General features: G+C 75.1%; 11 protein-coding genes. 2 read left to right on the plus strand and 9 right to left on the minus strand.

Annotated elements, in window-relative coordinates:
* Positions 1–9: 9 nt before the first annotated feature.
* The 9 genes from ACFV88_RS09595 to ACFV88_RS09635 all read right to left on the minus strand — a co-directional run bounded on the left by ACFV88_RS09595 (position 10) and on the right by ACFV88_RS09635 (position 11,897).
* A complete protein-coding gene (locus tag ACFV88_RS09595) occupies positions 10–624 on the minus strand; it encodes a hypothetical protein (protein WP_385487859.1) in 615 nt (204 codons plus the stop codon).
* Between the two features lie 50 nt (positions 625–674).
* Complete coding sequence (locus ACFV88_RS09600) at positions 675–908, minus strand: Trm112 family protein (protein ID WP_385487861.1); 234 nt, start codon at positions 906–908, stop codon at positions 675–677.
* Positions 905–1,876: a hypothetical protein gene (locus ACFV88_RS09605; protein ID WP_385487863.1), complete on the minus strand. Its 972-nt coding sequence runs from the start codon at positions 1,874–1,876 to the stop codon at positions 905–907. Before ACFV88_RS09605 ends, ACFV88_RS09600 begins: the two co-directional genes overlap by 4 nt.
* A 26-nt stretch (positions 1,877–1,902) precedes the next feature.
* Complete coding sequence (locus tag ACFV88_RS09610) at positions 1,903–2,667, minus strand: class I SAM-dependent methyltransferase (RefSeq protein WP_385487865.1); 765 nt, start codon at positions 2,665–2,667, stop codon at positions 1,903–1,905.
* Entirely contained in the window at positions 2,664–4,022 is a 1,359-nt protein-coding gene (locus ACFV88_RS09615; RefSeq protein ID WP_385487867.1) for a condensation protein, read from the minus strand. Before ACFV88_RS09615 ends, ACFV88_RS09610 begins: the two co-directional genes overlap by 4 nt.
* Positions 4,019–8,314, minus strand: a complete 4,296-nt coding sequence (locus tag ACFV88_RS09620) for an alpha-(1->3)-arabinofuranosyltransferase family protein (protein ID WP_385487869.1) — start codon at positions 8,312–8,314, stop codon at positions 4,019–4,021. Before ACFV88_RS09620 ends, ACFV88_RS09615 begins: the two co-directional genes overlap by 4 nt.
* On the minus strand, positions 8,311–9,108 hold the full coding sequence (locus ACFV88_RS09625; RefSeq protein WP_385487871.1) for a class I SAM-dependent methyltransferase: 798 nt from the start codon (positions 9,106–9,108) through the stop codon (positions 8,311–8,313). Before ACFV88_RS09625 ends, ACFV88_RS09620 begins: the two co-directional genes overlap by 4 nt.
* 6 nt (positions 9,109–9,114) lie before the next feature.
* Positions 9,115–10,389 (minus strand): glycosyltransferase family 4 protein, encoded by a 1,275-nt coding sequence (locus ACFV88_RS09630; protein ID WP_385487873.1) that lies wholly within the window; start codon positions 10,387–10,389, stop codon positions 9,115–9,117.
* A gap of 542 nt (positions 10,390–10,931) precedes the next feature.
* Positions 10,932–11,897: a DUF3068 domain-containing protein gene (locus tag ACFV88_RS09635; protein ID WP_385487875.1), complete on the minus strand. Its 966-nt coding sequence runs from the start codon at positions 11,895–11,897 to the stop codon at positions 10,932–10,934.
* A gap of 389 nt (positions 11,898–12,286) precedes the next feature.
* Here ACFV88_RS09635 and ACFV88_RS09640 point away from each other — a divergent pair, with 389 nt between their 5' ends.
* The gene (locus ACFV88_RS09640) at positions 12,287–12,439 is read left to right on the plus strand and encodes a hypothetical protein (RefSeq protein ID WP_385487877.1); all 153 of its coding nucleotides are present in this window, start codon (positions 12,287–12,289) and stop codon (positions 12,437–12,439) included.
* Positions 12,440–12,545: 106 nt separating this feature from the next.
* A complete protein-coding gene (locus tag ACFV88_RS09645) occupies positions 12,546–13,814 on the plus strand; it encodes a helix-turn-helix domain-containing protein (protein WP_385488008.1) in 1,269 nt (422 codons plus the stop codon).
* Positions 13,815–13,816: the final 2 nt, after the last annotated feature.

A 13,816-nucleotide genomic window follows, 5' to 3' on the forward strand; every position in this document is an offset into this window, starting at 1 on the left:
CACCGCCCGTCAGGCAGTGCCCGGGCCGCCGGGGCCGAGCCGGTCCAGCAGCCCCCAGGTGAACTCCGCCGTGTGCGGGCGCCGGTTCCCCGCGGCGTCCGGCGCGGTGAAGGCGAGGCCCCAGCGGGTGGGCGCGGAGCCCTGGAGGGGGCGGGCCGGGGCGAACGCCCGGGCCACCTCGTCCACCGTGCAGGACCACGGCACCAGATCGTCCACGGTGCGCAGCGCGGGGACCGCCGCCCCGGGTGCCCGGACCAGCCACTCGTTCCAGACGGCGCCGCCCGGCCCGGTGAGCACCTCGAACCGCAGGTCCGGCCAGAGCGGGACGGGCCACAGCAGCGCCTCGCAGGTCAGCTCCCCGACCCGCCGGGGCACCCGGGCCTCGGGCGCGCCGAGCACCGACCGGTAGCGGCTGACCGCCCCGCGCGCACGGGGCGAGCGGAGCAGCGCCTGCCAGCGACGGTTGGCCTCCCGCAGTTCCCCGACCGACACGCCCAGCTCACGCCGGGCGTCCGCCACCAGGTCCGGTTGGTGGTCGGCGAGTCTGCGCAGCAGGACGAGTTGGAAGTCCAGCGGACCCAGCGGTGCGGCGGGCGGCGGTGTGGGACGGGGCACGTTCCCCATCGTGCCGCACCGCCACCGGTCCCGTGCCCCGCGGCGGGGCGCACGTCCGTTCAGCCGGTGTCCACGGCGGCCACCAGCCGTTCGTGCGCGGCCGGCGACACCGCCGTCCCGGAGGAGGGCAGCAACCGGGGCACCCCGTCGAGCACCGGGTACAGCAGCCGCAGCCGCGGGTTGTACAGCCCGCACCCGGTCGGCGGCTCGCCCATGGACGGGGACACCAGGTGCAGCGGCCCCTTGTCCAGCGGGCAGACCAGGAGGTCGAGGAGCGGGTCGTCAGGGTTCACGGGCGGTCGGCTCCTTCGCGGCCGGGCACCGCGGCGCCGGCGGGTTGGATGGTTCCGGTCCCGGTCCGCGGACGTGCCGGGGACGCGGGCGGGGGGTCGTGCTTCGGCAGGGCCAACAGCACCGACACGGCGAGCAGGGTCCCGGCGATCCGCAGCACCAGCCGGACCGGGTCCTCGGGCAGCGCCTCGCCGAACGCGAGGGTGCCCAGTACGGCCGTGTACACACAGGTCACCGTGGTGCAGACGGGAACGAGCAGCGAGGCCCGGCAGCGTTGCAACGCGGCCTGCGACATCAGCAGCCCGAACACCCCGGTGCACAGCAGCAGATACGGGTAGGGGGAGCCGAACACCTCGGTGAGCGTGGCGCCCGGGCGGTCGAACGAGTGCGGCAACTGGCCCGACAGCCCCTTGATGGCGAGCGAGCTGACCCCGTACAACAGCCCGACGGCCACCCCGTATCCGACGCCCGTCGAGCGCGGTCGGTGGCCGTGGCGCGTCCGCCGCTCGGCGCCCGCGTACAGGGCGAGGCCCGCGGCGAGCGTCGGGAGGCACACCCACAGCACCGTTGCGGTCGGCGCCCCGTCGCCCACCGCACCGTTGCTGTCGGCGCCGGGCGGCAGCGACAGCACCACCAGCAGCAGCGCCACCAGCACCGCCCCGATCGCGTACCGCTCCCGACCGGAGGTCGTCTCGCCGAGCAGCCGCGAGGACAGCAGCAGGAGCAGCACCAGACCGGCGACGAAGACGCCCTGCGCGGCGGCGATCGGCAGCGTGCGGTAGACCACGAGTTGCGCCCCGAACCCGGCGGCCAGCGCCAGCGAGCCGCCGAGCCACAGCGGGCTGCGCGCCACCTGGCCCAGGAGTCGGGCGGGTCGCCGCACGCTCACCTCGGGCATCCGGGCCAGCGCCCGCTTCTCCAGGACGAACCCGGTGCTGTAGAGCACGTTCGCCAGCAGTGCCGCGGCCACCCCCCACCCCGTCGGCCCTCCCACGGCTACGCCCGCCGCGCGTGCAGCAGCAGGATCGAGGAGAGGGAGGGGGCGGCGCAGGCCAGCCGGTCGAGGGGGCGCAGCGGGCGCGGTACCCCGTGGAAGGGCGCCCCGGCGAGCCGGACGACCTCGAAGCCGGACGCCGCGACGAACTCCCGCAGCGCCCGGGCCGTGTACAGCCGCAGGTGTCCGACGACCTCCCGACCCGGGCGGCCGTGGATGCCGCGCAGGCTGACCTCGGAGAACACCGGTTGCACCCCGGCCAGCAGCAGCCCCCGGTTGTACCAGGCGGCCAGGTTCGGGGTGGACAGCATCAGGTGTCCGCCGGGCCGCAGCACCCGACGCAGCTCGTCCAGGGCCGCGTCCGGGTCGACCAGGTGCTCGATGACCTCGCTGAACAGCACGGCGTCGGCGCAGCCCGACCGCAACGGAAGCCGGCCGTCGGCGAGTTCGCCGCGGACCACGTCCGTCAGGTGCTGTCGGGCGCGGCGCAGCGCGTCCTGCGACCAGTCGACGCCGATGACCCGGTGCCCGGTCAGTAGGGGGCCGGCGGCCCGGGCGGCGCTGCCGTCGCCGCAGCCCACGTCCAGCACCACGGCCGGCCGGTCGGCGGCCGGGCCGAGGGCGGCGGCCAGCATCCGGGCCTGCCGCACGCTGCGGGCGTCCCCGGAGGCCACGGGCACGGACGGGTCCTCGTAGAAGTCCCGCAGCCCGCGCGCTGCGGGGGCTGGTGCGGGCGTGGTCATCGGCGTGGTCGGTGGTGCGCTCATCGGGGGCCTCCCGTGGTGTTCCCCTGCTCGGCCGGCAACCGCGTCGCGCACAGCTGCCGTTCGAACAGCTCGCGCAGTCGTGCGCCGTCCGCCTCGCCGAGCAGCGCGGTCGACCAGCGCAGACAGACGTGGAGCCGGCCGGCCGTGGAGGCGGTGGTGACCGTCAGACCGCGCGGCAGCCGGGCCGGGGCGGAGATCCACAGGGCCTCGGAGCGGCCCGCGTCCCCGAAGTCCAGCGGGTACGGCACCCGACCGATGTTGCTCAGCAGGGTGGTGGAGGTCCAGGGGGCCAGGGCCCGTTGCGCGCCCCGGGCGAGGGCGGCCCGCCAGGTCACCGGCAGGACCGGCGCGGTGAGCAGGGCGGCGCCCCGACCCAACGGGGGGCGGTGCGCCGCCTTCAGCGCCCGGGTGCGCTCCGCGGTCCGCAGCAGCAGCGCGGCCGTCGCCGCGGGGGGCCAGCCGTCGGCGCCCCCGTCGCCGGGGTGCAGATCGGCGACGGCGAAGGGCACTTCGACCAGCCGGGTGCCGTTGCCGAGGGGCATCTCGGGGCCGCGCGGGCGGTCGTCCACCGGCACGGTGATCCGGACCGGGCGCGGCACACGCCCCCGGAGCCGGTTCCACTGGGCGACGGTCGACGCGGTCGCCACCAACAGTTGGTCGTTGACCGTGTACGGGGCCCCGGCCGGACGGTCCGGCACCGGGAGGTCCAGCACCAGCAGCCCGTTGCCGGCGCCCGGCCCGGCGGGACGCGTCGGGGTGCCGGGCGCCACCCGGGCGGGCCGCGCCCACGGCGGGGGACCCGGCACGGCGGCCCCCGACCCGGCGGCGGGCCGGGTCGGGGGCGCCGGCGGTACGGCGACGGGCACGCCGCCGTACCGTTCGGCGGCGGTCGCGAGGACGCGCAGGGCCGCCGGGCCGTCCAGGGCCGTGTGGTGGACGGTCAGGAACAGCACGGTGGTGCCGGGCCGGTCCGGGTCGGCGACGACCTCCACCCGCAGCGGCGGCGACGCCGTCAGCGGGGGAGCCGACGCCAGAGCGCGGGCGCGGGCCCGGGCCAGCGCATCGGGCTCCGGCTCCGGGAAGGTCACCACGTCGACGTCGGGCCCGTCGGTCAACTGCCAGGTGTAGTGCCGTCGGTACCAGGGGCCGGGCGCCTCCCGGACCAGGGCCCGGGGGTGGCAGCGCAGCGCCTGGCCGAAGGCCCGCCGCAGCCGCTCCGGGTCGGGTCGGCCCGGCAGGTGCACCTCGATGTGGACGGTCTCGGGCTCGGCGTCCCGCAGGCAGTGCCGGGACACCTCGTCCACGTGCGGGAAGGGCACCCGGGCCGGGTCCACCGGGCCGGCCCCGCCGGTCATGTGCCGTCACCTCCCGTACTGGCGGGCGGGGACGGGGGAGCGGCGGGCGGACCGGTGGTTTCCGCCCCGGTGGGCGGCGCCGGGGGAGCCGTGGACGGTCCGCCGGCCTCCGCCGGGGTGCCGGGCACCGCCCGGTGGCGCCGCCGGAGCCCGATGGACGGTCTGCCGCGCCCGCCGGTCGTCACCAGCGCGGCGAACAGGGCGATCAGCGACAGGACTTGCGCGAGGTACCCGTACGCGCCCTCCCCGGCGACGGGGGGTGCACCGGCGCCGGTGGCGGCCACCAGCCCCGCCGCCGTCATCGACAGGAACGCGATCGGCACCAGCAGTGCGTGGCGGCGCAGCGCGACCACCGCGAGCAGCGGGACGAGCAGGGCGAGCCATCCGGCGACCACGGCCGCCACCAGGGTCAGCGCCACCGTGCCCAGCAGCAGGCCCGGTTCGCCGGGGGCACCCGACGGGCCGTGCGGATCGGCCTCCCTGCGCCGCCACAGCACCAGTCCGATCAGCGCCAGCAGGGCCGCACCGCTGAGGACCAGCCCGATCTCGTAGGTCCGCGCGGGCTCGTAGGTCAGGGTGACCTCGCCGCCCTCGCCCGCCGGGACCTCGAAGCCCTGCTGCCAGCCGTCCAGCCGGACCGGGCTCAGCTCCTTGCCGTTCAGGGTGGCCTTCCAGCCGTCGTTGATGTTCTCGTACGTCGTCAGGTACGAGACGGCGCCGGAGCCGACGGTCACCTTGCGGCGGTCGCCGAGCCAGTCGTCGATCGTCAGGTCCCGCGAGGTGGTGGTGGGCCTGACCTCGCCGCGGGTCAGCGTCACCGAGGTGAGGGCGAGCGGCCCCTCGTCGCCCGCTTGCACGGTGTGGGAACCGGCGCCGAGGGTCAGCTTCGGGTCGGCCTTGCCCCGCTGGCACAGCGTCACCTTGACGGGCCGTCGTTCCTCCAGGTCCCGCACGGTGCCGGTGACCCGGGTCGCGTGCATGATCCCGTCGATCGCGACCGCCGGGCCCTCACCGCACTTCAGGGTGAACGTGGTGTCCCCGGGCTGCCGCGCGGTGCGGTACGGGGTGCCGCCCAGCGTCGGGAGGGTGACCTCCGCTAGCCCCGCCGGGAGTTGAAGGTCGGCATTGGCGACCGGGTTGTGCAGGGTCACGTCCGCGGTCCGGGTGATGGTGATGTCCATCCGGTCGGTGGTGATCGGATCGAAGCGGACCCAGCCGTTGTCGTCGACGTTCGCGACGGTCGCACCGTCCGGCGAGCTGATCTGGACCTGGGTGGGACGGGCGGACAGCCCGCCCGCCGCGGTCAGGACCAGCCGGTCCACCGACTGCTTCTGGCCCCAGCGCAGCCGGACCACCGGCTCGTCCCCGGCGACCCAGGCGGTCGTGACGTCCCCGTCGGTGAGGTTGCGCGGGGACACCTGGGCGCCCAGCTTGGCCGTGGAATCGGCGGTGGCGACGACCCGGTCGGGGTTGCTGCCGGTGCCGGCCCGGTAGCGCAGCCGGTCCAGGGCCGCGCCCGGCACCGGCACCGCACGCATCGTCACGCCGTGCTCGCCGCTCCCGGAGGTGGTGAAGGTCCGGTGCAGTCCCGACTCCGCGCCGGCCGGCGAGAGTCCGGCCGGGTCGGTCAACCGGTGCAGTACGACCTTCTCGGCCGCCGCCGGGGTGTCCTGCGCGTCGGTGGGCAGCCGCAGCATCCGCGTCACCCGCACGTCGGGGACCTCGATCTCCGCGAACCCGGCGCCGGTCAGCCCCGGCCGGCCGGCCTCGGACTCCAGGACGGTGATGCGCAGCCAGTCGGTCTCCCCGTGCGGGGACGCGACGTCCTGCGGGCGACCGTTCGGGTCGAGCGCACTGGTCTCGCTGCCCCGCTCGGTCTCCACCCGCACCCGGATCGGTGCGGCCCGCGTCCCGTTCTGCGGCAGCGGGGTCACCGTCAACGAGGACGGCATCTCCTTGGGCGCGTCGAAGGCGATCCGTATCCACTCGCCGGACGCGTCCCCGGGGGTGCCCACGGTCCACGCCGTGTCCGGGTTCCCGTCGAAGGCGTGCACGGGGTCGTACTGCGGCAGGTGGAACAGCCAGTTGCCGCTGGAGGACGCCGTCACCTCCCGGGCGCCCCGCAGCTCGGCGACCGTCTGGTGCTCGGTGCCCTGCTTCGGGAGGATCTGGTGCGGCGCGTCCCCGGGGTCCTGCACGCTCCCCGCGTGATTGCGTTCCCGCTCCGTGTACGTGTACGAGGTGTTGGTGTTCACCAGGCCGAACCGGGTGTCGGCGCGCCGCATCCCGTCCCCGAGCACCTGGAACGCGGGCTCCTCGACCCCGGGGTGACGGTCGCCGGTCAGCACCGTGGGACGGTTGCGCAGCGACGGTTCTCCGGACAGCGGCAACAGCGTCTCCGGGCCGCCCGAGACGACCGCGGTGTCCGCCGCCGGATAGATCGTGGCCTGCCCGGGGCGCCGGACGTGGATCGCCGGCTGGTAGACCTCCACGGCGCGCTGCCGCGGGAACAGCCCCTCCACGTCCAGCGGGGTGTCGTCGGCGATCCGGCCGCCGGTCATCACCGGTCCGAATCCGGTGACCCGTTCGAAGCCGGACTGTTCCAGGGTGCGCTTGACCATCGGCGTGGGCACGTAGCCCAGTTGGTCCGGGTCGAGGTCGTTGCGGACCACCACGTAGTGCAGGCCCGCCCGGCTGAGGAAGTCACCGAGCCCCGGCACCTCGCCGCCGGTGAGCAGCGCCTGTTCCACGGCGTCCATCGCCCGCCGGTTGCCCGCCGTGCCGAACGGCACGTAGTCGCGCTGCGCCCACCGGGACTCGGCGAGCACGTCCAGCGGCTGGTCGATGGGGGAGCCCCAGGTGTAGACGCCGTGCGCGGTGGCGGGCACCACCAGCGCCCGACTGTCGGGCGAGTTCTCCTTCAGCCACTTCGCCGTGGTCTCCCAGTACGTGGGCAGCTTCTGGAACGAACCGGGTTGGAGCACCGAGCCGTTCGCGTACGGCAGGGCCAGCCCCGGCACGATGACGACCGCGGCGAGCGCGGGCGCCCAGCGGCGGCCCCGCACCGGCCGGGCGCCGTCCTCGCGCACCGCGACGGCCACCAGGTGGATCAGCCCGATCACCAGGGCGAGCGCCAGCCCGGTCTGGAACTTGTAGACGTTGCGGAACGGGGCCAGCGCCCCGTCCAACAGGTCCTGCACCCCGCCGGCGAACGGGGCGCCCGCCTTGCCGCCGTACCCGGCGAGCGTCAGCAGCGCGACCGTCAGCACGGTCAGCGTCAGCCAGCGGCGCTCCGGCAGGTCGCGCCGGGCCAGGCCGGCCAGCCCCAGCGCGGCGGCCACCGCAGAGGCGAGGACCACCGGCACCGAGGCGGCGACGCTCCAGCCGCCCGGCAGCCACGGTTCACCGAAGTTCAGGTACGCGACCCAGTTGCCCGCACCGCGCAGCGTCTCCGTCGCGGCCATCGTGTCGGTGGTGACCGCGGCGGTCTCCACGTACGGCAGGAAGTTCTCGCCGTAGACGCCGAGCAGCAGCAGCGGCAGCACCCACCACAGGGTCGCGAGGAGCACCCCGGGCACCCACCACAGGAGCAGCGCCCGCTGCCGGGGCCCGCGCGGCCGGGTCAGCAGGTACAGCGCGACCGGCAGCAGCGAGGCCAGGGTGGAGGCCGCGTTGACCCCGCCCATGCACACCACGAGCAGCGCGGAGCGCAGGGCGGCGACCCGGGCGGCGTAGCGCTCGTCGAGCAGCGGCAGCAGCACCCAGGGGAGCAGGGCGCCGGGCAGCGCGGCGGCCGAGGTGGAGCCCACCACGATGGTGTAGGTCGGCCACAGCGCGTAGACCGCGGCGCCGAGCAGCCGCGTCGCGCGGTTGCCGACGCGCAGCCGTTCGGCGAGCCGCAGCGCACCCCAGAACGCCGCCGTCACCACGATCGACAGCCACAGGCGTTCCGCGATCCACACCGGCAGCTGCACCAGGTCGGCGAGGCCGTAGTAGGGGAGCATCGGGAACGCGTAGCCGATGTACTGGTCGGCGAGGGTGCCGAAGCCGCCCCGGTCGTTCCAGAGTTGGCCGAGGTCCGCGATGAACTGCCAGGGGTCGACCGCGACGCCGAGTTTCGTCTCGAAGGTCATCCGGCCCGGTGCCGCGGCCAGGAAGAGGACGAACACCGCCGCCCAGAAGCCCGCGAGCCACCGGCGCGAGCGGGGTGCCTCGAAGGGGCCGTCGGTCGCTCCGGGCCCGCGGTCGGCGACCGGAGGGGGAGCCTGGGCCGCTGGGGCCGTCGTGGTCATGGGCACCGCCTGAGGATGAGGAGGAGGTTCCAGGTGGCGAATTCGCGCAGGCCCGGGACCCGGGTCACCGCGGAGGCCAGGAACGGCCAGTAGCGGGACCGGGCGGACACCACGGTGACGTCGGTCCGCGCCCTCACCTGGCGCAGCGTCGGACCGATGTGGACGGCGAAGAGGTTCACGCCGAGCGTGTGCTTGGCCGGGCGGCCGGTGCGCCGTTCGTGGCGCGCCCGGGCCCGGTGGGCGCCCAGGTAGTGCCAGGGCGCCCACTCGTGACCGCCCCACGGGGACAGCCAGTTGGTGAACGAGACGTAGATCAGCCCGCCGGGGCGGGTGACCCGGACCATCTCGGACAGGAAGGTCTGGGGGTCGTCGACGTGTTCGAGGACGTTGGAGGAGAAGCACACGTCGGCGGTGCCGTCCGCGAGGGGCAGCAGATAACCGTCGGCGACGACCGCTCCGGCCGGCGGGTGCTCGCCGAGTTCCCGCGGGTCGGGTTCGAACAGCGCGGCGCGTGCACCGCGGCGCCGGAACTCCGCGGTGAAGTACCCGCCGCCGCCCCCGACGTCGACCACGGTCCGCCCGTCGAGCGGTCCGCCGTACGCCTCGACCTGGTCGGCGGCGTCCCGTGCCAGCAGCGTGTAACACGCCTCGGGGTCCTGCTGCTCGCGGAGGAAGGCGCGGAAGAGGGCGACCGACCGGCGCACGGAGGGGTCCTTCGACGGTCGGCGCGGTCCTGCGACGGCCACCGACGGGGCCGGTCCGGGGCGGCGGACCCCGTCACCTGGTGCGCGCACCGGCCCTCACCTCTGCCCGGACAGCGGGGAGTCGGCGTCGCCCGCGGGGGCGGTCCGTTGCAGCGGAACGCCCCAGGACGAGGGTGCGGACGCGCGCCCGGGCGGGGCCACCGGGTCGGCGGGGGGCCGTCCGGTCACCGCCTCGACCGCCACCTCGCGAAACGCCCGTACGGTGGCCCCCCAGGTGTAGCCGGCGGCCCGGTCGCGGGCCGCTGCGCCGAGCGCACCGCGGCGCTGCTCGCTGAGCGCCAGCGCGCACCAGGCCGCGGCCAACGCGCTCTCGCCCCGGGCCAGTACGCCGGTCACCCCGTCCTCGACGGAGTCCCGCAGCCCCGGCACGTCGAAGCCGACGGTCGGCGTGGAGCGCACGGCGGCCTCGGTGACCACCAGGCCCCACCCCTCGACGGCCGAGGGGTGCAGCAACAGCCAGGCGGCGCAGAGCAGTCGGTGCTTCTCCGCCTCGCTGACGTGCCCGGTGAACTCGACCCCGGGCCCGGCGAGCCGTGCCAGCCGCTCGCGTTCGGGGCCGTCCCCGACGATCAGGAGCCGTCCGCCGGTCACCGGCCGGACCCGTTCCCACAACCTCAGCAGCAGATCGATCCGCTTGTACTCGACGAGTCGGCCCATGGCCAGGAACAACGGCGTACTGGAGCGCGGGAGTTGGGGTGCCGGTGGCTCGACCCCGTTGTGCACGACCCGGATGCGCTCCCGGGCCACCCCGATGTCCACCAGGGCGCCCGCGGTGGAGTCGGAGACGGCGACCATCAGATTGCGGCGCTGGCCCTCGCGCAGCGCCCAGTGTTCCAAGCCGCGTCCGAGTCGCCCGGCGGGCGCCAGCGGACCGCCGCCGAAGCGCATGTCCCACAGATCGGTGTGCACGTGGTTGACCAGGCACAGGGTCGGGCCCCGGTGCCAGAGCGGGGCGAGGTACGGCATGCCGTTGCACACCTCGACCAGCAGGTCGCAGTCGCCGACCCGACGGCTCACGGCCCTGCGGGCGCGCAGGTAGTGGCCGAGGTCGCCGCCCGCCGAAACGACCCGGTAGTCGCGGTGGGCGGCGGGCCCGCCGCACACCAGGGTCACCTGGTGGCCGAGTCGGGTGAGGCCGGCGGCCAACTGGTCGACGAGCAACTCGGACCCGCCGGCGGCCGGATTGCCGAGGTCGCGGCGGGTGAGGAACACGATGCGGCGGGGCGGTGCGGGTGGTGCGGGCGGCGCCGCCGGCCGCTGGCCGGACCGCGGGGCGGCCGTGCGCGGCGGGGCGGGCACGTGCTGGGGCATGGGCGCTCCAACTCGTCTCGGGGTGCGGAACCGTGGGGACGGTCGGTGTACGGGGAACGTTCCGGTGCGGACCGGCGGTCGTGGGCGGGCGCACGGCGCGGGGCCTGCGGAGTGGGCGCGGGGTGCGGGTGGTCCGGAAGCCGGGACCGCGTCGGGGGGACGGAACGGCGCGGTCCCGGCGGGTTCCCGGGGGCGGGCGGTGTCGCGGGGAGCCGCCTCCGGGGCGGGACGGCCCGGTGCCCCTGGGGGCGGCCGGGTCGTGGGTGCTTGCCGCTGGTGACGGGGCGTGCGGGTGGTGCGAGGGCTGTGTGTCGTGGGTCGTGGGCGTCGTACGGGACGCGACGGGTGCCGCGGCGGGTCACGCCGGTGTCACGGGACGGTTCGGGAACGGTCGAGCAGCCCCCGTTCGGGGCGGGGACGTGCTCGGATGTGTGGAGCGGTGCGCGGATGGTGTTGGGTGGGATGGACAGTTTTCGCCCGGCGGATCCCCGCGGCTACTCACCGGGATGACAAATTCACCACCCGTTACCCGGCGTATCTCGTCATGTAGCTGACAATTCGGGGGCGGGGGTCCGTCGGCGTCCCCGCACCAGGAGCAGCACTCCCGCCGCCCCCAGGGACAAGCCCAACACCCCGGCCACCAGCGGACCCGTCAGCCCCACCAGGACCAGCTTGCGGTTGTCCGCCGTAGCCAGCTCGACCTGCTTCTTCTGGGTCCGCTCGGTGAACGCGATGCGCTCGCTGTCCAGCAGCACCACCTCGTCGGTGTCCCCGCCGGGCACCCGCAGGGTCTTGCGCGGACCGATCGCCGCGAACAGGATGCGGCCCGTGCGCCGGTCGGCGACGAGTTCGATGCCGTGGTTGGCGTACCACTCCTCGGCCATCACCTGGGACGTCTCCGGCTTGCCGACCAGCCGTCCCGGCACCTGTCGGGTGCCCGTCCTCACCGCGTCGACCCGGGCCGTGAACCGGTAGCCCTCGTGCCCCTGGACCCGCTTGGTGCCCCGGTAGGCCAGTTCCACCGTCGCGCCGAGCGTGCTGTCCCACCAGCGGTACGGGCGCTTCTCCACCCCGAACGGGAACTTCAGGTACGCCTCGCCCTCGAACACGGGACTCTCGTCGCAGCAGTGGACGGGGCGGTTGGTCGTGCGGTCGGTCACCCAGCGTTCCCGGGTCCACTGGAGCGCGTCGCGCGGATCGGCGGCGGGCAGCGAAGCCTTGGTGTCCACGCTCGTGGACACGTCCCAGATTGCCCGTCCACTGGCTTCGCTGTCGGCGACGTCACCGCGGACCTGGCGGGTCACGGTGATCGGCTCGTCCTTGACGGTCTTCACCTTCAGGGTGTCGAAGTAGCTGCCCCGACCGGTGAAGACGGTGGTCACATCGGTGTCGATCGGGGTGCGCTGCGCACGTGGTTCCACGTACCAGGCGAGGAGGGCGGCCAGCACCAGCAGGAAGGTGCCTGAGCCCAGCAGGACGAGCGAAACGGGGGAGGCGGTACGTCGCATCCGGGCACTCCAAGGGATCGGAGGAGGGATCGAGAGGGCTCGACCCGAGGACGGGAACGCGGAGGTCGCGCGCCGAATCAAACGGGCGAAGTGTGGTGAAAAGGGTGCTTCGAGAGCGACGGGGCCGAGCGGAAGGGCCCCCTCGCCCGGTGACGGAGAGTGAGCGCGCGGCGGGAAAAACGAGGGCGCGCCATGGGCCGGGAACCGTAGGCGCACCCTTGACTAGGTGTCAATGCATTGTTGACACTGAGCCCAGCCGGTCGGGGCCGGCACACGCCGTCACGGGACGCCGCGGCCATCGAGCCGTGCGCACCCGGCGGCCCGTACGCGGATCGTGTGGACCTTCCAGGGTGGGGACGACCTTTCGACCGGAGAGGCTGGACCCAGCAATGCCCAGACTGCTCGCCGCCACGCTCACCGTCGTGACCGCCGCCGCACTCGCCGGGGGCGCCGCCCTCGGCATCGTGGCGCTGCTCGACGCCACCCCCGAGCAGCCCAACACCCCGCTCGTGACCTACGAGACGGCCCAGCAGGAGCGCTGACGTGGCCGTTCCCCCAGCTCCCCCGACCCGCCGGGGCTCCCCGAGCCCGCCCGGCTCCCCGACCGGCCCCGGCCGGCCCGGCACTCCCACCGCGCCCGGCCGCCCGGTGCCGCCCGCTGCCGGGCCCTTCTCCGCCTGGCACGACGTGCCCCGCAGCCAGGTCCGGCAGTTCGCCGCGCTCGCCATGGCCGAGGTGCCCGTCCTCGCGGAGGAGATCCTGGGCAAGATCCGCCGCGACTACCCGCACCTGCCCGTCATCCTCGACGACTCCGGGGAGCCCAAGTCACTCGTCGGCATCCGCCGGGCCATCGAGATCTTCATCCAGCACCTGGAGACCGCCGAGGGAGCCCCGCGCGTGCATCCCGAGGTCTTCCAGGACTTCGGCCGCGGCGAGGGGCTCGGCGGACGGAGCCTCGACTCGCTCCAGGCCATCTACCGACTCGGGGTACGCCTGGCCTGGCGGCGCCTCACCGAGATCGGCCAACGCGTCGACATCCCCCCGCCCGCCATGTACGAACTCGCCGACGCGGGGTACGAGTACCTGGACGGACTGGTCGAGGCGTCCGTACGCGGCTACGCCGAGGCCGCCGCCCGACAGGCCGGGGAACGGCTCCGGCTGCAACGCAAACTGATGGAACTCCTCCTCGCCGAACGCGTCACCCACTCGACGGCCGGCCCCGAGGGCGCCCACGGCCCCTACGGACCACCGGAGTTCGCCGCGACCCTCGCCGAACGCGCCGCCCGGATCGGCTGGCCGCTCCCGACGCACGTCGCCGCCGGAGTGCTGCTGCGACCCGCCAGGGAGGCGGTGGCGCCCGCCGTCGGACAGGGCGTCCTGCTCGACATGGAGGCCGAACGGCCCCGGATGGTCGTGCCCGACCCGGACGCGGCGGGCCGGCCCGAACTGCTGCGCCGCGCCATGACCGGCTGGTCGGGGGCGATCGGACCACCGGTGCCACTGGCCGACGCGGCCAAGTCCCTGCGGTGGGCCGAGGCCGCCGTACGCCTGATGGAACGCGGACTGCTGCCGGCCGGCGAGGTGCTGCACTGCACCGAACACACCCAGGCACTCGTCCTGCTCCAGCCCGAGGAACTCATCGACGACCTCGCCCGGCGGGCGCTCGCCCCGCTCGCCGACTGCGGACGCACCCACGGGCGGCGGCTCGCGGAGACCCTGCTCGCCTGGCTGGAGACCCGGGGCGGGGCCCCCGAGGTCGCGGTCCGGCTGGGCGTGCACCCCCAGACCGTGCGGTACCGCCTCCGACAGATCCGGGAACTGTGGGGGGACGCCGTGGACGACCCCGACCGGCGGTTCGAACTCGAACTCGTCCTGCGGGCCCAGCGGTTGCGCGGCGACCTGGGCAACGCCCCCTGACG

It is taken from the genome of Streptomyces sp. NPDC059816 (assembly GCF_042732055.1).
Taxonomy (GTDB): domain Bacteria; phylum Actinomycetota; class Actinomycetes; order Streptomycetales; family Streptomycetaceae; genus Streptomyces.